The 20,348-nt window shown below is 57.8% G+C and carries 21 protein-coding genes; 11 read left to right on the plus strand and 10 right to left on the minus strand.

The features are described 5' to 3' along the window. The first annotated feature begins 33 nt into the window (after positions 1-33). Positions 34-777, plus strand: coding sequence for a copper homeostasis protein CutC (cutC, locus tag ACOI6Z_RS02830; protein ID WP_101866313.1), 744 nt, complete (start codon positions 34-36; stop codon positions 775-777). Between the two features lie 80 nt (positions 778-857). On the opposite strand, the gene cmoB is transcribed toward cutC, so the two are convergent. From cmoB to ACOI6Z_RS02855, 5 genes are read right to left on the minus strand one after another with little or no spacing between them, the layout of a single operon-like run. Beyond that, the gene (cmoB, locus tag ACOI6Z_RS02835) at positions 858-1,862 is read right to left on the minus strand and encodes a tRNA 5-methoxyuridine(34)/uridine 5-oxyacetic acid(34) synthase CmoB (RefSeq protein WP_064154391.1); all 1,005 of its coding nucleotides are present in this window, start codon (positions 1,860-1,862) and stop codon (positions 858-860) included. Then, positions 1,859-2,602 (minus strand): carboxy-S-adenosyl-L-methionine synthase CmoA, encoded by a 744-nt coding sequence (gene cmoA, locus ACOI6Z_RS02840; RefSeq protein WP_004203422.1) that lies wholly within the window; start codon positions 2,600-2,602, stop codon positions 1,859-1,861. Before cmoA ends, cmoB begins: the two co-directional genes overlap by 4 nt. 39 nt (positions 2,603-2,641) lie before the next feature. Beyond that, positions 2,642-3,037 carry an MAPEG family protein gene (locus ACOI6Z_RS02845; protein ID WP_004203421.1) on the minus strand — a complete coding sequence of 132 codons (396 nt, stop codon included), beginning with the start codon at positions 3,035-3,037 and terminating at the stop codon, positions 2,642-2,644. A gap of 52 nt (positions 3,038-3,089) precedes the next feature. Further along, positions 3,090-3,908, minus strand: a complete 819-nt coding sequence (locus tag ACOI6Z_RS02850) for a DUF72 domain-containing protein (protein ID WP_334069200.1) — start codon at positions 3,906-3,908, stop codon at positions 3,090-3,092. After that, on the minus strand, positions 3,905-4,471 hold the full coding sequence (locus ACOI6Z_RS02855) for a hydrolase (RefSeq protein WP_420686915.1): 567 nt from the start codon (positions 4,469-4,471) through the stop codon (positions 3,905-3,907). The genes ACOI6Z_RS02850 and ACOI6Z_RS02855 overlap by 4 nt, the downstream gene beginning before the upstream one ends. Before the next feature lie 267 nt (positions 4,472-4,738). On the opposite strand from ACOI6Z_RS02855, the gene aspS reads away from it, so the two are divergent. The 6 genes from aspS (at position 4,739) to ruvB (ending at position 10,005) form a co-directional block, all read left to right on the plus strand. Continuing rightward, a complete protein-coding gene (gene aspS, locus ACOI6Z_RS02860) occupies positions 4,739-6,526 on the plus strand; it encodes an aspartate--tRNA ligase (protein ID WP_348852800.1) in 1,788 nt (595 codons plus the stop codon). Between the two features lies 1 nt (position 6,527). Continuing rightward, positions 6,528-6,971 (plus strand): dihydroneopterin triphosphate diphosphatase, encoded by a 444-nt coding sequence (gene nudB / locus ACOI6Z_RS02865; RefSeq protein WP_002911477.1) that lies wholly within the window; start codon positions 6,528-6,530, stop codon positions 6,969-6,971. Positions 6,972-6,998: 27 nt separating this feature from the next. Then, the gene (locus tag ACOI6Z_RS02870) at positions 6,999-7,739 is read left to right on the plus strand and encodes a YebC/PmpR family DNA-binding transcriptional regulator (RefSeq protein WP_002911459.1); all 741 of its coding nucleotides are present in this window, start codon (positions 6,999-7,001) and stop codon (positions 7,737-7,739) included. Positions 7,740-7,773: 34 nt separating this feature from the next. Beyond that, positions 7,774-8,295 (plus strand): crossover junction endodeoxyribonuclease RuvC, encoded by a 522-nt coding sequence (ruvC, locus tag ACOI6Z_RS02875; RefSeq protein ID WP_004203412.1) that lies wholly within the window; start codon positions 7,774-7,776, stop codon positions 8,293-8,295. 79 nt (positions 8,296-8,374) lie between these two features. Then, entirely contained in the window at positions 8,375-8,986 is a 612-nt protein-coding gene (gene ruvA / locus ACOI6Z_RS02880) for a Holliday junction branch migration protein RuvA (protein ID WP_002911454.1), read from the plus strand. An 8-nt stretch (positions 8,987-8,994) separates the two neighbouring features. Beyond that, positions 8,995-10,005 carry a Holliday junction branch migration DNA helicase RuvB gene (gene ruvB / locus ACOI6Z_RS02885; protein WP_004148860.1) on the plus strand — a complete coding sequence of 337 codons (1,011 nt, stop codon included), beginning with the start codon at positions 8,995-8,997 and terminating at the stop codon, positions 10,003-10,005. Positions 10,006-10,067: 62 nt separating this feature from the next. Here the strand turns inward: ruvB and znuB are convergent, their stop codons facing one another. Then, on the minus strand, positions 10,068-10,853 hold the full coding sequence (gene znuB / locus ACOI6Z_RS02890) for a zinc ABC transporter permease subunit ZnuB (RefSeq protein WP_102004406.1): 786 nt from the start codon (positions 10,851-10,853) through the stop codon (positions 10,068-10,070). Continuing rightward, positions 10,853-11,572 (minus strand): zinc ABC transporter ATP-binding protein ZnuC, encoded by a 720-nt coding sequence (gene znuC, locus ACOI6Z_RS02895; protein ID WP_228958578.1) that lies wholly within the window; start codon positions 11,570-11,572, stop codon positions 10,853-10,855. The genes znuB and znuC overlap by 1 nt, the downstream gene beginning before the upstream one ends. A 111-nt stretch (positions 11,573-11,683) precedes the next feature. Between znuC and znuA the strand changes: the two genes are divergently transcribed. From znuA to lpxM, 3 genes are all read left to right on the plus strand, one after another. Beyond that, entirely contained in the window at positions 11,684-12,628 is a 945-nt protein-coding gene (znuA, locus tag ACOI6Z_RS02900) for a zinc ABC transporter substrate-binding protein ZnuA (protein WP_048336020.1), read from the plus strand. Positions 12,629-12,643: 15 nt separating this feature from the next. Next, positions 12,644-13,963: a murein DD-endopeptidase MepM gene (mepM, locus tag ACOI6Z_RS02905; RefSeq protein WP_023290249.1), complete on the plus strand. Its 1,320-nt coding sequence runs from the start codon at positions 12,644-12,646 to the stop codon at positions 13,961-13,963. Between the two features lie 117 nt (positions 13,964-14,080). Continuing rightward, positions 14,081-15,052, plus strand: coding sequence for a lauroyl-Kdo(2)-lipid IV(A) myristoyltransferase (gene lpxM, locus ACOI6Z_RS02910; RefSeq protein ID WP_420686918.1), 972 nt, complete (start codon positions 14,081-14,083; stop codon positions 15,050-15,052). A 30-nt stretch (positions 15,053-15,082) separates the two neighbouring features. On the opposite strand, the gene dcuR is transcribed toward lpxM, so the two are convergent. The 3 genes from dcuR to ACOI6Z_RS02925 form a co-directional block, all read right to left on the minus strand. Then, positions 15,083-15,799, minus strand: coding sequence for a two-component system response regulator DcuR (gene dcuR / locus ACOI6Z_RS02915; protein WP_165457769.1), 717 nt, complete (start codon positions 15,797-15,799; stop codon positions 15,083-15,085). A 53-nt stretch (positions 15,800-15,852) separates the two neighbouring features. Beyond that, positions 15,853-17,538, minus strand: a complete 1,686-nt coding sequence (locus tag ACOI6Z_RS02920) for an NAD-dependent malic enzyme (protein WP_124073870.1) — start codon at positions 17,536-17,538, stop codon at positions 15,853-15,855. A 62-nt stretch (positions 17,539-17,600) separates the two neighbouring features. Next, positions 17,601-18,548: an AEC family transporter gene (locus ACOI6Z_RS02925; protein ID WP_044523982.1), complete on the minus strand. Its 948-nt coding sequence runs from the start codon at positions 18,546-18,548 to the stop codon at positions 17,601-17,603. Positions 18,549-18,964: 416 nt separating this feature from the next. Between ACOI6Z_RS02925 and ACOI6Z_RS02930 the strand changes: the two genes are divergently transcribed. Then, positions 18,965-20,299, plus strand: coding sequence for a 2-hydroxycarboxylate transporter family protein (locus ACOI6Z_RS02930; RefSeq protein ID WP_348852801.1), 1,335 nt, complete (start codon positions 18,965-18,967; stop codon positions 20,297-20,299). Positions 20,300-20,348 lie beyond the last annotated feature (49 nt).

The following is a 20,348-nucleotide window of genomic DNA, read 5'->3' on the forward strand; positions in this document are numbered from 1 at the left end:
GCTGAGAAGGTTGTCTGGATCAGGGAGTGAGCAATGGCGGTACTGGAAGTTTGTTGTTACAGCATGGCGTGCGCCAGGGAAGCTGAGCGCTGCGGCGCCGATCGTATTGAACTCTGCGCCGCGCCGCAGGAAGGGGGATTAACGCCCTCTTACGGGGTGCTGGTCTCGGTCCGCGAGGCGATTACTCTCCCGGTGCATCCGATTATCCGCCCGCGTGGCGGCGACTTCTGCTATACCGAAGAGGAGTTCGCCGCGATGCTTAGCGACATCCGCATGGTGCGGGAGCTCGGCTTTCCCGGGCTGGTGACCGGCGTACTGGATGTCGATGGTCAGGTCGATATCCCGCGGATGAAAAAAATAATGGCTGCGGCCGGGCCGCTGGCGGTGACCTTTCATCGCGCGTTCGATCTGTGCGCCGACCCGCGTCAGGCCTGGGAGACGCTGGGTGAGCTGGGGGTTAAACGTATCCTGACTTCCGGTCAGCAATCCTCGGCGGAGAAAGGTATTTCATTAATTACGGAACTTATTGCCGCAGGGGATACTCCAATCATTATGGCCGGTGCGGGAGTGCGCGCCGCGAACCTGCCGCTGTTTCTGCAGGCGGGGGTGAAAGAGGTTCATAGCTCTGCAGGCCAGTGGTTGCCATCGGAAATGCGCTTTCGTCATCCAGGCGTTTCGATGTCAGCCGATCCCGATGCGGACGAATACAGGCGCTACGCCGTCAATGGCGCAGCGGTGGCGGAGATGAAAAAGATAATTTCCGCTGACAGAAGTTAAACGGTTTTTGCTGCACATCATGTCGCCCAATATGATGATTGCCCGTACCAGGCCCCTGCCCATTAAACAGGGGCCTTTTTTTATCTCGCTTTCTTCGCCAGCGACTGCTGCGTTTCCGGTTTGGTGGCGATAATCACCGCGCGCAGCGGCGCCGGATAGCCTTCCACGGTTTTGCGCCGATCCTGCGGGTCGAGGAAATCGGCCAGCGATTCGCTGGTCATCCATTCGGTGCGCCGCTGCTCTTCCGTCGAGGTGACGCAGGCGTCGACGATGCGCACATCGATAAACCCGCACTTCTCCAGCCACATTTTCAGGGCCGCCGCGGAGGGAATAAAATAGACGTTGCGCATCTGCGCATAGCGATCGCCCGGAACCAGCACCGTATTTTCATCGCCTTCGACCACCAGCGTCTCCAGTACCAGCTCGCCACCCGGCGCCAGCTGATCTTTCAACTGCCACAGGTGGTCCAGCGGCGAGCGGCGATGGTAGAGCACGCCCATCGAGAACACGGTGTCAAAGGCCTCCAGGGCCGGGAGCTGCTCGATGCCCAGCGGCAGGAGATGCGCCCGCTGGTCGTTGCCAAGCAGCTTACGCACCGCTTCAAACTGGCACAGGAACAGCTGGGTGGGATCGATGCCGACCGCCAGATGCGCGCCCGCGCCGATCATCCGCCACATGTGATAGCCGCTGCCGCAGCCCACGTCGAGGATGGTCCGTCCGCTAAGATCGGACAGATGCGGCAGGACGCGCTCCCATTTCCAGTCGGAGCGCCATTCGGTATCGATGTTGATGCCGTACAGCGAATAAGGGCCTTTGCGCCATGGCATCAGGTTTTTAAGCAGGTTTTCTACCCGCAGCCGGTGGCCTTCGCTGAGCGGCGTTTCGCTTTCGGCGGTGACGCTGTGCAGGAGGTCCAGACGCCAGGGCGTTAATTCCGGAAGAAACTCAACGGCGCGCTCCCATTCGCGAAACTTGCCGTGCAGGGCCTCGCGCTGCCAGGCGGCTACCTGGGCAGGCAGCGTCTCCAGCCAGTGAGACAGCGGGCTTTTGGCGATCAGCTGATAAAAGTTACTGAAGTCGATCATGCCTGCTCCCCGGATTTTACTGCCACCAGCGAGCCAAAGTTAAAGCACTGGAACCACAGTTCAGCATGTTCGAACCCCGCCTGACGCAGGCGTTTTTTATGGGTTTCCACAGAGTCGGTCAGCATTACATTTTCCAGCATGCTGCGTTTTTGACTGATCTCCAGCTCGCTGTAGCCGTTCGCGCGCTTAAAGTCATGATGCATATTGAACAGCAGCTCGCCGACGTGGGCGTCTTCGAAGCTAAATTTCTCCGAGAGCACCAGCGCGCCGCCGGGATTCAGCCCCTGATAGACTTTATTGAGGATCGCCTGGCGATCGCCCGGCTCAAGGAACTGAATGGTAAAGTTCAGGATCACCAGCGAAGCGTTTTCAATGGCCACATCGCGGATATCCCCTTCAATCACCTCGACCGGCGTCGGCGCTTTATAGGCGTCAATATGGCGACGGCAGCGCTCCACCATCGCCGGGGAGTTATCGATGGCGATAATGCGGCAGCCCGGATGGCTAATATTGCGGCGCACGGAAAGAGTGGCGGCGCCCAGCGAACAGCCAAGATCGTAAACCTGGGTGTGGGGCTGAACGAAGCGCTCGGCCAGCATGCCGATCATCGAGATGATATTGGAGTAGCCAGGCACAGAACGCTGGATCATATCGGGGAAGACTTCAGCAACCCGTTCATCAAAGGTCCAGTCGCCGAGGCTGGCAATCGGCGCGGAAAAAAGCGTATCGCGGTGAGACATAACGTTAAACCCGAAAAAACGAAAACGGCGTATTGTGCGCTAACGGAGGGAGAAAACCAACTCCCAGGGCATATACCAGAGATTGGCCAGCACCATCAGCAACAACGCGCACCAGGTGGCGCTCATGCCGGAGCGGCGCCAGTGGTAGACACGGTGATGAAAACCCCAGGAGTGCATCAGTCGTCCGAGGATCAATAAAATGCCGCAAACGTGCACCATCCAGGTCTGGGCGCCGTTCATCTCCATAAATAACAGCAAAATGAGGCCAATCGGCACATATTCGACGGCATTGCCGTGAACGCGGATGGCGACCTGCAGCTCGCTGAAGCCGCCGTCGCCATAGCCTACATGGTATTGGGTGCGCAAACGCACCACGTCAAATGAGAACTTCACTAACAATAACGCACCTAAAACGGCATACAGCGCGCTGACCATACGAAAACTCCCTTTAACTCTGGCAGATGGCTCCGGATATGATAGCAGGATATCAGAAAAGAGAAGATTGCTGCGGAATCGACGGCGCATTTCCTGCCGCCGGCAGGGCGGCGCGCAGATCGCCCCACAGGGTATCGACCAGCGTCGGCGCGTAGGCAATATCGGGGGTATGCAGGAACAGCCACGGCGTCCCTGACTGATGCCATTTCGGCAGCGTCTGCAGCCAGACGCGAAACAGTTCCCGATTATGGACCATATCGTCGCCGCCAATAAAGCGCACCATTGGCTGCCGGGCGGTCATCACTGCATGCACCGGCACCTTCGGTTTCTTTTGTTGCGCGTCGATCATCGCCGGACTGGTGGCCGCGGCGCTGTGGACCGGGCGGCTGTCGAGGATCACGCGGTTGACGTTGCGCTGGTGCAGTCCGCGGTTGAGCTGCTGTTCCGCTTCCCCTTTGGCGAAGAACTCGGGGTGACGAACTTCGACGCCGTAGGTGAAATCCTTCGGCAGTGCGTCGAGAAAGTGCCATAGCGCGGGGAGATCGCGAGGACCAAAGGTCGCCGGCAGTTGCAGCCAGTACTGGCCGATGCGCGAGGCCAGCGGCGCCAGGCGGGTGAAGAATTCACTACTTAACTCGTCGCAATGGCGCAGGGCGGCCTGGTGCGAGATAGTCGCCGGGAATTTAAAGCAGAAGCGGAAGTCATCGTGGGTCTGCTCGTACCAGCGGGCGACAATCTCCGGCTTGGGCAGCGCATACAGGGTGGTGTTGCCCTCGACGCAGTTGAAGTGGCGGGCGTACTCTTCAAGGCTGGTGATGCCAAGGCGCACCCATTTCGGGTGCGACCACTGGGGAAGCCCAATATAAATCATAACGCGGCGAGGATCTCCTCGGTGCTGCGCACGCGGCCGATGCGCGGGAAAATATGCGTCATGCTGCCCTGATGCTGTTCGGTGGAGGCGGCGCTGCAGGCATCTTCAGCGATGACCAGGTTAAAGCCCAGCTCCCAGGCGTTGCGGGCGGTGGATTCGACGCCGATGTTGGTGGAGATGCCGCACAGAATAATGGTGTCGATACCGCGGCGGCGCAGCTGAAGCTCAAGGTCGGTGCCATAGAACGCGCCCCACTGGCGTTTGGTCACTTCGATATCGCGCTCTTGTTTACCTAGCGCGGCCGGATAGGCCCACCAGTTCTCAGGCAGCGTATGCGCCCCGGCCTGAGCGTCGACAGGCTGTTTCAGCGCTTCGGCGAAATCGGCCGACCAGCCGACGCGGACCATGATCACCGGCGAACCCTGTTGCCGGCATTTGTCTGCCAGGCGAGCGGCGCGCGCCACCACCTCGTCAGCCCGATTTGGGCCGCCGGCGAAAGGCAGAATGCCTTCCTGCAGATCGATCACCACCAGCGCCGTGTTTTTCGCATTGAGTTCTAACATGGTATCCCCGTATCTTCATCTGTTGTCAGGCGGCTACAATACCTTTGCGGCTTCAGCAAAAGGGTAACAAATTTTGTTAATTTATGTGAGTGTGGACGTTAAGCGCGCAGCAAAGCAGCGTACATCGTGCGTCGGACTTATCGAACGACAGAATTTCCAGTATAATAGCCGCCTTTTTTCATTCAGTTGTGACATCAACTAAAGCTGCGACCTCGTCGCCTGCAGGGCAGACGACAATCCGCCGACGGCTAAGTTAAGGGATATCTCATGCGTACAGAATATTGCGGACAGCTTCGACAGTCCCACGTTGGGCAGCAGGTGACTCTGTGTGGTTGGGTCAACCGCCGTCGCGATCTCGGTAGCCTCATTTTTATCGATATGCGCGACCGCGAAGGCATCGTTCAGGTGTTTTTCGATCCGGATCGTGCGGATGCGTTGAAGTTAGCCTCTGAACTGCGTAATGAGTTCTGCATTCAGGTCACTGGCACCGTTCGCGCGCGTGAAGAGAAAAACATCAACGCGGACATGGTCACCGGCGCTATCGAAGTGCTGGCTTCCGATCTGACGATCATTAACCGCTCAGAATCGCTGCCGCTGGACTCCAATCACGTCAACACCGAAGAAGCGCGTCTGAAATACCGCTACCTCGACCTGCGTCGTCCGGAAATGGCGCAGCGTCTGAAAACCCGCGCGAAAATCACCAGCTTTGTGCGCCGCTTTATGGATGACCATGGCTTCCTCGACATCGAAACCCCGATGCTGACCAAAGCCACCCCGGAAGGCGCCCGCGATTACCTCGTGCCTTCCCGCGTGCACAAAGGCAAATTCTACGCGCTGCCGCAGTCGCCGCAGCTGTTCAAACAGCTGCTGATGATGTCCGGCTTCGACCGCTACTATCAGATCGTCAAATGCTTCCGCGATGAAGACCTGCGTGCCGACCGTCAGCCTGAATTTACCCAGATCGACGTGGAAACCTCCTTTATGACCGCGCCGCAGGTGCGTGAGATCATGGAAGCGATGGTGCGTCAGCTGTGGCTGGAGATTAAAGGCGTCGACCTGGGCGATTTCCCGATCATGACCTTCGCCGAAGCCGAACGTCGCTACGGTTCCGATAAACCGGATCTGCGTAACCCGATGGAGCTGGTGGACGTCGCCGACCTGCTGAAATCGGTGGAGTTCGCGGTCTTTGCCGGCCCGGCCAACGATCCGAAAGGGCGCGTGGCGGCGCTGCGCGTTCCGGGCGGGGCTTCTCTGACCCGCAAGCTGATTGACGAATACGGCAACTTTGTGAAGATCTACGGCGCGAAGGGGCTGGCCTATATTAAAGTGACCGAGCGTGCCAAAGGCATGGACGGGATCAACAGCCCGGTGGCCAAATTCCTCACCGCTGAAATCGTGGAAGCGATCCTTGACCGCACCGGTGCGCAGGACGGAGACATGATCTTCTTCGGCGCCGATAATAAGAAAGTGGTGGCCGACGCGCTGGGCGCGCTGCGTCTGAAGCTGGGTAAAGACCTGAGCCTGACTGACGAGAGCAAATGGGCGCCGCTGTGGGTGATCGACTTCCCGATGTTCGAAGACGACGGCGAAGGCGGCCTGACGGCGATGCACCATCCGTTCACCTCGCCGAAAGATATGACGGCGGACGAGCTGAAAGCCGCGCCGGAAGAGGCCGTGGCCAACGCCTACGATATGGTGATTAACGGTTATGAAGTCGGCGGCGGTTCGGTGCGTATCCACCGCGGCGACATGCAGCAGACGGTATTTGGTATTCTGGGCATTAACGAACAGGAACAGCGTGAGAAATTCGGCTTCCTGCTCGATGCGCTGAAATACGGTACCCCGCCGCATGCGGGCCTGGCGTTCGGTCTTGACCGTCTGACCATGCTGCTGACCGGCACCGATAACATCCGCGACGTTATCGCTTTCCCGAAAACCACCGCGGCCGCCTGCCTGATGACCGAAGCGCCAAGCTTCGCCAATCCGGCGGCGCTCAGTGAACTGGGTATTCAGGTTGTGGAGAAAGAGGCAAAAGCGTCTCTGGAGAACAAGTAATATGTCATTTAAGCTGCCCGTTTCGGTGCTGGTGGTGATTTACGCCGAAGATACCAAACGGGTGCTGATGTTGCAGCGGCGCGACGATCCCGCGTTCTGGCAGTCGGTCACCGGCAGCCTGGAAGCAGGAGAGACCGCGCTGCAGGCCGCCGCGCGTGAAGTAAAGGAAGAGGTCGCCATTGACGTTGCCTGCGAGCAACTGACCTTAATCGACTGTCAGCGCACGGTGGAGTTCGAGATATTTTCTCATTTGCGTCATCGCTATGCGCCGGGAGTGGAGCGTAATACGGAATTTTGGTTCTGTCTTGCGCTGCCTCATGAGCGGGAAATTACCTTTACCGAACATCTGGCCTACCGCTGGGTCAGCGCGACGGAAGCCGCTGCGCTGACCAAGTCGTGGAGCAACCGGCAGGCGATTGAAGAATTTGTAATTAACGCCGCCTGAAAGGGCGCGCTTTTTGGAGAGTTTTTTATGGCAGGTCATAGTAAATGGGCCAACACCAAACACCGCAAAGCGGCACAGGATGCCAAGCGCGGTAAAATCTTTACGAAAATCATTCGCGAACTGGTTACCGCAGCGCGTCTGGGCGGCGGCGATCCGGCGTCCAACCCGCGTCTGCGTGCGGCGGTGGATAAAGCGCTGTCTAACAACATGACCCGCGACACCCTGAACCGCGCCATCGCGCGCGGCGTCGGCGGCGATGAAGACGCGAACATGGAAACCATCATTTACGAAGGCTATGGCCCTGGCGGCACCGCGGTGATGGTGGAATGTCTGTCCGACAACCGTAACCGTACCGTTGCGGAAGTGCGTCACGCCTTCACTAAAACCGGTGGTAACCTCGGCACCGACGGTTCTGTCTCCTACCTGTTCAGCAAAAAAGGCGTCATCTCCTTCGAGAAAGGCGATGAAGACACTATCATGGAAGCGGCGCTGGAAGCTGGCGCTGAAGACGTGGTGACCTATGACGACGGCGCGATCGACGTCTACACCGCATGGGAAGAGATGGGCGCCGTGCGCGACGCCCTGGAAGCCGCTGGCCTGAAAGCCGACGCTGCTGAAGTCTCGATGATCCCGTCCACCAAAGCGGATATGGATGCCGAGACGGCGCCGAAGCTGCTGCGTCTGATCGATATGCTCGAAGACTGCGACGACGTGCAGGAAGTGTACCATAACGGCGAGATCTCCGACGAGGTCGCAGCCACCCTGTGATGCAGCCGCATCCACGGTTCACCGGAGGCGCGTGATGGCTATTATTCTCGGCATTGACCCGGGGTCGCGCGTTACCGGTTATGGCGTGATCCGTCAGGTCGGCCGGCAGCTGAGCTACCTTGGCAGCGGCTGTATCCGCACCAAAGTGGACGATCTGCCGTCGCGGCTGAAGCTGATCTACGCCGGGGTGACGGAGATCATCACCCAGTTCCAGCCTGACTTTTTCGCCATTGAGCAGGTCTTTATGGCCAAGAATGCCGACTCGGCGTTAAAGCTCGGGCAGGCGCGCGGGGTGGCGATTGTGGCGGCGACCAATCAGTCGCTACCGGTGTTTGAATACGCCGCCCGCCAGGTTAAGCAGACGGTTGTCGGCATTGGCAGCGCTGAAAAGAGTCAGGTCCAGCACATGGTGCGCACTTTGCTCAAGCTGCCTGCCAATCCTCAGGCGGATGCGGCGGATGCGCTGGCGATCGCCATCACCCATTGCCATGTCAGTCAGAATGCCGCTCAGATCAGCGAGACCCGGCTCAATCTGGCGCGAGGGCGCTTACGATAATCGCAAATCAGGCTGGATATCTATCCAGCCTTTTTTTATGATACCGCCAGATACTTAGACCATAACGCAGGAGCCCCACGTGATAGGCAGACTCAGAGGCATCATTCTCGAAAAACAACCCCCGCTGGTGTTGCTGGAAACGGCGGGCGTCGGCTATGAAGTGCACATGCCAATGACCTGCTTCTATGAGCTGCCGGAGGCCGGGCAGGAGGCGATTGTCTTCACCCACTTTGTGGTGCGTGAAGATGCCCAGCTGCTGTATGGGTTTAACAACAAACAGGAGCGTACCCTGTTTAAAGAACTGATCAAAACCAACGGCGTAGGGCCAAAGCTGGCGCTGGCGATCCTCTCCGGCATGTCGGCGCAGCAGTTCGTCAACGCCGTTGAGCGGGAAGAGGTCGCCTCGCTGGTGAAGCTGCCGGGGATTGGCAAAAAAACCGCTGAACGCCTGATCGTTGAGATGAAAGACCGCTTCAAAGGGCTGCACGGCGATCTGTTCACCCCGGCCGCCGATCTGGTACTGACCTCACCGGCAGGCCCGACGGCGGACGATGCCGAGCAGGAAGCGGTTGCCGCGCTGGTCGCGCTGGGCTATAAACCGCAGGAGGCCAGCCGGATGGTCAGCAAGATCGCGCGTCCGGACGCCAACAGTGAAACGCTAATCCGCGAAGCGCTGCGCGCCGCGTTGTGAGGTAAGGGATGATTGAAGCAGACCGGCTGGTATCGGCAGACAGCAGCGGCTTCGAAGAGGCCGCTGACCGCGCCATCCGCCCAAAATTGCTGGCAGAGTATGTCGGCCAGCCGCAGGTGCGTTCGCAGATGGAGATCTTTATCCAGGCGGCGAAGCTGCGCGGCGACGCCCTCGATCACCTGCTGATTTTTGGCCCGCCAGGGTTGGGGAAAACCACCCTGGCTAATATCGTCGCCAATGAAATGGGGGTGAATCTGCGTACCACCTCCGGCCCGGTGCTGGAGAAAGCGGGCGATCTCGCCGCGATGCTCACCAACCTTGAACCGCACGATGTGCTGTTTATCGATGAGATCCATCGCCTCTCGCCGGTGGTGGAAGAGGTGCTCTATCCGGCAATGGAAGATTACCAGCTGGATATCATGATTGGCGAAGGTCCGGCGGCGCGCTCGATTAAAATCGACCTGCCGCCGTTTACCCTGATCGGCGCCACCACCCGGGCCGGTTCATTGACTTCGCCGCTGCGCGACCGCTTTGGCATCGTGCAGCGTCTGGAGTTCTATCAGATCCCCGATCTGCAGCATATTGTCAGCCGCAGCGCCCGCCATATGGGGCTGGAGATGAGCGACGAGGGCGCGCTGGAAGTGGCCCGCCGTTCACGCGGCACGCCGCGTATTGCCAACCGTCTGCTGCGTAGGGTGCGTGACTTCGCGGAAGTGCGCCACGACGGCACTATCTCCGCCGACATTGCCGCCCAGGCGCTGGATATGCTCAACGTCGATGCGGAAGGGTTCGACTATATGGACCGCAAGCTGCTGCTGGCGGTGATAGATAAGTTCTTCGGCGGACCGGTGGGGCTGGATAACCTCGCCGCCGCGATTGGCGAAGAGCGGGAAACCATTGAAGATGTGCTGGAGCCCTACTTAATTCAGCAGGGTTTTCTGCAGCGTACGCCGCGGGGAAGAATGGCGACGGTGCGCGCCTGGAATCATTTCGGGATTACGCCGCCGGAGATGCCGTAGTTCGCTACGGATGTGTCGTTCATCGGGAGACCCGGTCAGCAGCGCGACCGGGTTTTTCATTTTTAGCTGGCGGCTTTTTTCGTCATGCTCAGAATAAACAGCGCCGCGGCGCACAGCACCACCGATGGACCGGCCGGCGTGTCGTAGAAAGCCGAGAAGGTTAACCCGCCGGTGACGGCCAGCATGCCCACGCCCACCGCCACGGCGGCCATCTGCTCCGGCGTGTGGGCAAAACGGCGGGCGGTGGCGGCCGGGATAATCAGCAGGGAAGTGATGATCAGCGCCCCGACGAACTTCATCGCCACGCCGATAGTCAGGGCGGTGACCAGCATCAACAGCAGTTTGACCCGCTGCAGCTTCACGCCATCGACAAACGCCAGGTCCGGACTGATGGTCATCGCCAGCAGATTCCGCCACTGCCAGAGCAGAATGCCAATCACAATCACCACGCCAATGGCAATGGCGATCAGGTCCTGCGGGGTAACCGCCAGCAGATCGCCGAACAGGTACGCCATCAGATCGACGCGGACGTTAGACATCAGACTAACCACCACCAGCCCCAGGGAGAGCGCGCTGTGCGCCATGATGCCCAGCAGGGTATCGATCGCCAGATGCGGCCGTTTTTCCAGCCATACCAGCCCGCCGGCCAGCAGCAGGGTGACGGCGATCACCGCATAAAACGGATTGACGTTCAGCAGTAAACCGAAAGCGACGCCGAGCAGCGAGGCATGCGCCAGCGTGTCGCCGAAATAGGACATACGGCGCCAGACCACAAAGGAGCCCAGCGGGCCGGCGGCGCAGGCCAGCATCATCCCGGCCAGCCAGCCAGGTAACAAAAGTTCAATCATTAGCGGCTGTTTCCCCGACGCAGTACAATTCGCCCCTGAAGATCGTGGCGGTGATTATGGTGATGGCGGTAGATCCCCAGCTGTTCCGCGCCGCGCGGGCCGAACATGGAGATAAACTCCGGATGCATTGAGACGACCTCTGGTGCGCCGGAGCAGCAGATATGCTGGTTCAGGCACAATACCTCGTCGGTTTTGGCCATGACCAGATGCAGGTCGTGGGAGACCATCAGCACCGCGCAGTCCAGCTCATGGCGCAGCTGGTCGATAAGATCGTAGAGCGCAACCTGACCATTGACGTCGACGCCCTGGGTCGGTTCATCCAGCACCAGCAGTTGCGGGCGATTGAGCAGGGCGCGGGCCAGCAGCACGCGCTGGGTTTCTCCGCCGGAAAGTTTTTGCATCGGGGCGTCGATCAGATGCCCGGCCTGCACGCGCTTCAGCGCCGGCAGGATGTCGTCTTTGCGGGTGCCCGGACGCAAACGCAGGAAGCGGCTGACGGTCAGCGGCAGCGTGGCGTCGAGATGCAGTTTCTGCGGCACATAGCCGATCCGCAGGCGTTCTTCGCGCTTGATAACACCCTCTGTCGGTGCTACCAGCCCCAGAACCACCCGCACAAGCGTCGATTTGCCGGCGCCGTTGGGGCCCAGCAGGGTCAATATTTTGCCTGGCGTGAGAGCCAGCGAGATGTCAGACAGCACGCGGCGTTGGCCAAAGGCCACCGAGACATTTTCCAGTGTTACAAGGTTTGTCATAATCATTTAGGGGTTGCACAAGCTAGTGAATGTTATAATATCACATCACACTCACTCGTTTCGATGACTAGACGCATTATGTTACATAAAAATACGCTTCTTTGCGCTGGACTTGGCGCTGTTTTTTTGTTCGCACAGGTACCGCAGGCCAGTGCCGCCGTGGTGACTTCCATGAAACCGCTGGGCTTTATCGCGGCGGCTATCGCCGATGGGGTTACCGACACCCAGGTGCTGCTGCCCGATGGCGCCTCCGAGCATGATTATTCTCTCCGTCCTTCCGATGTAAAACGCTTACAGAACGCAGACTTAGTGGTGTGGATCGGTCCGGAAATGGAAGCCTTTATGGATAGGTCGACGCAAAGCATTGCGGCGAATAAAAAGGTGACTATCGCAGAGCTGGATGGGGTCAAACCGCTGCTGATGACCGGCGCTGACGACGATGACGATCATCATGGTCATGACCATGGCGCAGCGGAAAAAAGTGACGGCGATCACCATCACGGTATCTACAATATGCATCTGTGGTTATCCCCAGAGATAGCGCGGCTTTCGGCGGTTGCAATCCACGATAAATTATTGGAACTTATGCCGCAGAGTCGAGCCAAACTCGACAGCAACCTGCAGCAGTTCGAGGCCGCGCTGGCGGCGACCGACAAGCAGGTTAGCAATGAGCTGGCACCGCTGAAAGGAAAGGGCTATTTCGTTTTTCATGACGCCTACGGTTACTTTGAAAAACACTACGGTTTGACCTCGCTGGGGCATTTTACCGTCAACCCTGAAATACAGCCCGGTGCGCAGCGTTTACACGAAATCAGAACACAACTGGTTGAGCAGAAAGCCACTTGCGTTTTTGCTGAGCCACAGTTCAGGCCAGCGGTTATCGAAGCTGTTGCCCGGGGCACGTCTGTGCGCATGGGGACCCTGGATCCACTGGGTAGCGGAATTAAGCTGGGTAAAGCGAGTTACCCGCAATTCCTCACCCAGCTGGCGAATCAGTATTCGAGCTGCCTGAAAGGAGATTAACGAGGAAGTGAATACGTGCAACAGATAGCCCGCGCTGTCACTCAGGCATTTAACAATCTGCCACGACCTCATCGCGTCATGCTGGGGTCGCTTAGCGTTCTTACCTTAGCGGTCGCCGTCTGGCGACCCTACATTTACCACCCGGAATCCGCCCCCATCGTCAGAACCATTGAACTGGAAAAAAGCGAGATCCGCTCCCTGCTGCCGGAAGCCTCCGAGCCGATCGACCAGGCCCCGCAGGAAGAAGAAGCCATTCCTCAGGATGAACTCGACGAAAAAGCCGATAGCGATGCCGGCGGGCACGAATACGTGGTGTCGACCGGCGATACCCTCAGCAGCATCCTGAACCAGTACGGTATCGATATGGGTGATATCGCCCAGCTCTCCTCCGCCGATAAAGAGTTGCGTAATCTGAAGATTGGCCAGCAGCTCTCCTGGACCCTGACCGCCGACGGCGATCTGCAGAGTCTGACCTGGGAGATGTCCCGCCGCGAAACCCGCACCTACACCCGCGTGGCTAACGGCTTTAAAATGAGCAGCGAGCTGCAGAAAGGCGACTGGGTCAACAGCGTGCTGAAAGGCACCGTCGGCGCCAGCTTTGTCTCCAGCGCGCGCGATGCCGGGCTGACCAGCACGGAAATCAGCGCGGTGATCAAGGCCATGCAGTGGCAGATGGATTTCCGTAAGCTGAAGAAAGGCGATGAGTTCTCGGTATTGATGTCGCGCGAAATGCTTGACGGCAAACGCGAGCAAAGCCAGCTGCTTGGCGTGCGTCTGCGTTCTGACGGGAAGGACTACTTTGCCATCCGTGCCGAAGACGGAAAATTCTACGACCGCAACGGGACGGGGCTGGCGAAAGGCTTTATGCGTTTCCCGACGGCGCGTCAGTTCCGCGTCTCCTCTAACTTTAACCCGCGTCGTCTGAACCCGGTCACCGGGCGCGTCGCGCCGCACCGTGGCGTCGATTTCGCGATGCCGCAGGGGACGCCGGTGCTGGCGGTGGGTGATGGCGAAGTGGTGGTGGCCAAGCGTAGCGGCGCCGCCGGGTATTACGTGGCCATCCGCCACGGCCGTACCTATACCACTCGCTACATGCACCTGCGTAAGCTGCTGGTGAAGCCGGGGCAGAAAGTGAAGCGCGGGGATCGTATTGCGCTGTCGGGGAATACCGGACGCTCAACCGGGCCGCACCTGCACTACGAAGTGTGGATCAACCAGCAGGCGGTCAACCCGCTGACGGCGAAACTGCCGCGTACTGAAGGGCTGAGCGGTTCCGACCGTACCGATTATCTGGCGCAGGTCAAAGAGGTCGTTCCGCAGCTGCGGTTTGACTAACCACCGGTCAGTGGAAAGCCGGTGCCCCAGGGCGCCGGCTTTTTATTTTGTAGGATACCCAACGTCTCGCTACACTATCCCATTATCTTGATTAAGCAGTCGATCTGCGGATTGGGCATGGAAACGAAAAAAAATAATATTGAGTTTATCCCTAAGTTTGAAAAATCTTTTTTACTGCCGCGCTACTGGGGCGCCTGGCTGGGGGTCTTTGCCTTCGCCGGTATTGCGCTGACGCCGCCTTCCTTTCGCGATCCGCTTCTCGGCAAACTCGGTCGTCTGGTCGGGCGTCTGGCGAAAAGCTCGCGCCGCCGGGCGCAGATTAATTTGCTGTATTGCTTCCCGGAAAAAAGCGAGCATGAGCGGGAAGCGATCATCGACGCCATGTACGCCTCGGCGCCGCAGGCGATGGTGATGATGGCCGAGCTGGGCCTGTGCGATCCGCAGAAAATTCTCGCCCGCGTCGACTGGCAGGGTAAAGCGATCATCGACGAGTTGCAGCGCAATAATGAAAAGGTGATTTTCCTCGTCCCGCACGCATGGGGCGTGGATATCCCGGCGATGCTGATGGCCTCCGGCGGGCAGAAGATGGCGGCGATGTTCCACAACCAGGGTAACCCGGTCTTCGATTACGTGTGGAATACCGTACGTCGTCGTTTTGGCGGAAGGATGCACGCGCGCAACGACGGGATCAAACCGTTTATTCAGTCGGTGCGCCAGGGTTACTGGGGCTACTATCTCCCCGATCAGGATCACGGCGCCGAGCACAGCGAGTTTGTGGATTTCTTCGCGACCTATAAGGCCACGCTGCCGGCGATTGGCCGTTTAATGAAGGTATGCCGCGCCCGCGTCGTTCCGCTGTTCCCGGTCTACGATGGCAAAACGCATCGCCTGACGGTGCTGGTGCGCCCGCCGATGGACGATCTGCTGGACGCTGACGATACAACGATCGCCCGGCGGATGAACGAAGAGGTGGAGGTGTTTGTTACGCCGCACACCGAGCAGTACACCTGGATCCTGAAGTTGCTGAAGACGCGCAAGCCGGGTGAAATCGAGCCCTACAAACGCAAAGAGCTGTACCCTAAGAAGTAGTCTGCAGGCGCGCCAGTGGGCATTCCCGGCTCACTGGCTATATTGCGTCAACAACATCATGTTCTCAGTCGCAAGCCGGTAACGATACTCCGGTCGGCCGGTGATACCGTAGTGATTGCTGGTGAAGAGCACGTTGATCTGCTCCAGCCAAATCAGGTATTTGCGGCATGAAACTCTGGAGATCTGCAGTGCCGCCGCCAGCTCATTGGTTGAAAAATCTCGCGCCTGATGAGCGATTATCCACCGGCACACCAGGCGAAGCGTTTGCGGCGTCAGCCCTTTCGGCAAGCGGCGTGGGCCGTCCTGTTGTTGAACCCCGCGGCGTAGCAGGGTGTCGATATCCGCCTGGGCGTAGCAGGATTTCGCTTGCTTCGCATCGCGTTTATTGCGCCAGGTTCGCAGGGCTTCCTCAAAGCGCGGAAACTGAAACGGTTTAATCAGGTAATCAACCACGCCATAGCGCAGCGCCGTCTGCACGGTGAGCGCATCGGCGGCGGACGTCATCATGATGACATCAATATTCCGCCCATCAGCGCGAAGCGCCGGCAGCAGGTCCAGGCCGCTCTCCTGTTGCATATAGACATCCAGCAGCAGCAGATCGATCGGCGCCAGATGGCTCAGCATCGCGTTAGCATCGGCGATCGTCGCCGCGACTCCGCAGCAGTGAAAATCAGCTACCTGGCTGATAAACAACCGGTTCAGTTCGGCCACCATAGGATCATCATCGACAATCAGCACATTGAACATGGGTGGTTCCCCCGAGTGGCGGGAAGCCAGCCGGCTTCCCGCGAGATGAGCGATCACAATGACGAACGTTTATACGCGGTGTAGCGCGCTCGCCAAAAGGTTTTATCGATATTCGCCGCCAGCTGCGCCTCGTCAATCTGCGGCGCTACGCCGTCGAGTTGAGCCGCGCGGGCGACCTCTGCGGCAATAGCCCGTGAGATCATCTCGATCTCTTCCACCGGCGGCAGTAAACCGCCGGTTTCGCGGGTCGCCAGAGGCGAGTGGGCGGCCAGCGTTTTACTGCAGGTGATAAGCATTGCTTCGGTGACGCGCTCGGCTTTACTGGCAAGGATCCCCAGCCCCAGACCGGGGAAAATATAGGCGTTGTTGCACTGGGCAATGTCGTAGGTTTTGCCGTCATAGAAGACAGGGTCGAAAGGGCTGCCGGTGGCGATGAGCGCGCTACCCCGGGTCCACTCCAGCAGATCCTTCGGCTGGGCCTCGGCTCGGGAGGTGGGGTTAGAGAGCGGCATAATAATCGGACGCGGGCAGTGCCGATGCATCTCTTTCACTATCTCTTCGCTAAACAGCCCCGGCTGGCCTGACACGCCGATCAGCACGGTAGGGTGGACGTTGCGTACGACATCCATCAGCGACAGCTGGGCCGCCTCGGTATCCCAGTGGGCGATATTGGCTCGGGGGGTGACCAGCTCGCGCTGAAAATTGAGCAGATTAGGCATCTCATCAGTCAGCAGACCAAAGCGGTCAACCATAAAGATGCGGCGACGTGCTTCCGTTTCTGAGAGCCCATCATCCACCATCAGCGCAATGATTTTTTCCGCAATGCCGCATCCGGCCGAACCGCCGCCCAGGAAAACCACCCGCTGGTCGCGGAGCGACGTCCCGGCGGCTGCGGCGGCAGCGATCAGGGTTCCCGAGGTCACGGCGGCGGTTCCCTGAATATCATCGTTAAAACAGCACAGCTGGTGTCGATAGCGGTTGAGCAGTCGCGTGGCATTCTTTTGGGCAAAATCTTCAAACTGGAGCAAGACATTCGGCCAGCGCTGCTGAATGGCATGGACAAACATGTCCATAAACTCCAGGTACTGCTCATCGCTGATGCGCGGATGTCGCCAGCCCATATACAGCGGATCCTCCAGATGCTGCGGATTGTTGGTCCCGACATCTAACATAATGGGCAGCGTTGATGCCGGGTGAATGCCCCCGCAGGCGGTATATAACGAGAGTTTGCCAATGGGGATCCCCATACCGCCGATCCCCTGGTCGCCCAGCCCCAGAATACGCTCGCCATCGGTTACCACGATGACTTTGATATCGTTGCGGGAAAACCCCTGCAGCATCTCGTCAATATGGTGACGGTTGGGCCAGGAGATGAACAGGCCGCGTCCCCGGCGATATATTTCTGAAAAGTGTTCGCACGCTTCACCCACCGTCGGGGTATAAATAATGGGCAGCGTCTCTTTCATATGGCTGCGCAGCAGGTTATAGAATAACGTCTCGTTTGTGTCCTGAATATTTCTGAGATAAATATGGCGCGAAATGCTTTTTTTGAACTGACAAAACTGACCCCATGCGCGCTCTGTTTGTTCCTCAATGGTTTCCACATTGTGCGGTAACAGTCCCTGAAGATTAAACGCTGTGCGTTCGCTTTCCGTAAACGCGAGGCCTTTATTTAATAACGGGTTTTCCAGCAGGACAGCACCGTTATAGGGGGTGTATAAGGTTTCTGTGGCTAACATTACATGACTCCTGAATATCAAATTAAAACATTGCCTGATGTCTTGGTGTTTTATTTCTGTGATTACGAAATGAGATAAATCATGACGCCTTCGGTGACCACGCCGATGGCGGTGCCCAGCAAAATAGAAGATGAGGCGGGTTCAATATAGGTATCGCTGCGCAGGGCAAACATCCCCGCCGCGATAGCGGAAGGCGTCGCACCAATGATAATAACCTGTTGCATCAGGGTATGACTGAGCCCAAAGGCCAGCCCGGCCAGCGCCATCATGGCCGGCTGGATCAGGTTTTTAATACTAATGTTGGTGCAGGTTTGAATATTGACCGTCGGACGTTCACCGTAAAACAGCAGCCCAAGGGCGAACAGTGACAGACCGCCGGCGATTTTACCCACCATTTCGACGGGCACGCTGAGCAGAGGCGGCAGCTGGATCCCGGCCAGGCTGAGCAGCACCCCGGAAATGGGGATCCAGACAATGGGATTTCGCACGGCGTTAAGTAGGTTTTGCAGGATCAACTGCTTGGCGTGGAGCTGGGGAGCCTCAGCGTCTCCGGGCTGGTCTCCCATGCGGATCAGGATGATGGTCAGAGGGATCATCAACACGCTGGTCACCAGGTTTCCGATAAGCACCCCGAGAAAGCCCTCCGGACCTATCAGCACCGCCAGCACGGGGGCGCCAAAGTAGGCCATATCGGGGAAGGCGCAAACCAGCGACTGAATCGCGCTGGTTTTAATATCATGACGAAAAACGTAGCGCGAGATCAGTAGCGTAAGAAAATACGACCCCATCAGACCAATAACCAGCACCGCCATAAAGGTGAAGTTTTTTATTTTATCCGGGCTGGTATGTAATGCGCCGATAAAAAGATGAAAAGGAAGGGCAAAGCGGATAACCACCGTGGCAAGAACGGAGGCGTCCTCACGGCGGGTATAGCCGAGTTTACCGCTAAGCCATCCGAGCAGCATGATAAATACCAACGGGAAAAGAGATTGCAAGAGCAGTGAAGGCATAAAATGTCCTGACATATATTATCGGGTTGTTGTGCTGCCAATCTAACGATCCCCTAATATTTAAAAGGTGATAGCCATCACAGTCATCTGGCTTTAAATAATTTCGCCTTGGCTACTTTACTTACAAATAGAGAAAAGATTATTAAATCATAGCGTTGTATTAACAGAGTTCATTATTTTAGCTGGCGATAACTTTAGCTTCGCGATAATAAATTAAATTACTTAAAATAAACTTTATGGCTCAGTCACAAAGCCGGCAGCGTTAATACGGTTGTCGTTTTTAGTTTTAAAGTCCTGTGCTACCGTTTCAGTGTATTTAGTTGATACGGCGTTTAGTGCTTTTTAGTTCATAGTGCTGCGCGATTTTAATATTGCATCCTGACCCTACGTGACCTCCTTATTATTCAGGTAAAAATATGAAAAATAATTCACTCAACCACCCGATAGATAAAACGTTGCCGAACGGGCAAGCGACTCGACTTTTCGCCAATATCGAAGTCGGCGCCGTGCCGTTAACGCTGTTTATAGGTATTGCCACGATAGTGGCGCTCTCCGCTGGCGCGGGGTTGTTGCCAAAAAACATGATTGGCGGACTGGCGGTCATCATGACCCTCGGGTTCGCACTGGCGAAAATTGGCCGCATGGTGCCGGTGTTAAAAGATATTGGCGGTCCGGCGATTTTGTGTCTGATGACGCCCTCAGTGCTGGTCTACTTTGGCGTATTTGAAGCGCATACGCTCGATACCGTGCATTTGCTGATGAAGGAGGCCAATCTCCTCTATTTCGTCATCGCCTGCCTGGTGGTCGGCAGTATCCTTGGCATGAACCGCACGATACTGATCCAGGGGATGGTGCGCATGTTTGTCCCGTTGGTGGTCGGAACCGGCGCGGCAATCGTAACCGGCCTGCTGGTGGGCAGCTTATTCGGCTACAGTATGTATCACACCTTCTTCTTTATCATTGTGCCGATTATCGGCGGCGGCATCGGCGAAGGGATCCTGCCGTTGTCGCTGGCTTATTCGGCGATCCTCGGACAGGCGCCAGATGTCTACGTGGCCCAACTGGCGCCGGCGGCGGTGGTGGGTAACATCTTCGCCATTATCTGCGCCGGCTTTCTGGCCCGCATGGGCGCCCGTCGCCCGGCGCTGTCCGGCAACGGGATGCTGATCCGCAGCCATGAAGATAATAGCGTCTTTGCGCAGAATCAGAGTACGCAGCCCACCGATTTTCAGCTCATGGGCGCCGGGTTGCTGATGATTTGCGCCTTTTTCATCATCGGCGGTCTGCTGGAGAAGGTGGTGCATATTCCGGGGCCGGTTCTGATGATTCTGGCGGCGGTATTCTGCAAATATACAAAAGTTATCCCGGTGGCGATGGAGCTGGGGGCGCACAGTTGCTACAAGTTCGTCTCCGCCGCGCTGGTGTGGCCGCTGATGATCGGCCTGGGCATGCTGTATGTACCGCTGGAGAGCGTGGTCTCGGTCTTCTCCGTTGGCTACGTCGTGGTGTGCGGCTCCATTGTCATTGCTATGGCGCTGAGCGGGTTCTTTATCGCTTCACGTCTTAATATGTATCCTGTGGAAGCCGCCATCGTTACCAGCTGCCACAGCGGGCTGGGCGGAACGGGGGATGTCGCCATTCTCTCGGCCTCAAACCGCATGGGATTGATGCCGTTTGCACAGATTGCGACGCGTATCGGTGGGGCGTCAACGGTGATCGCTGCGACGCTATTGCTGAGCTGGATGGTGTAGCCTGCCGGGCGTTGGGCAAAAAAATACCTGCCAGCCGTAGCGCTGGCAG

This window comes from Klebsiella sp. C239, from assembly GCF_048822715.1.
Classification (GTDB): domain Bacteria; phylum Pseudomonadota; class Gammaproteobacteria; order Enterobacterales; family Enterobacteriaceae; genus Klebsiella; species Klebsiella quasipneumoniae.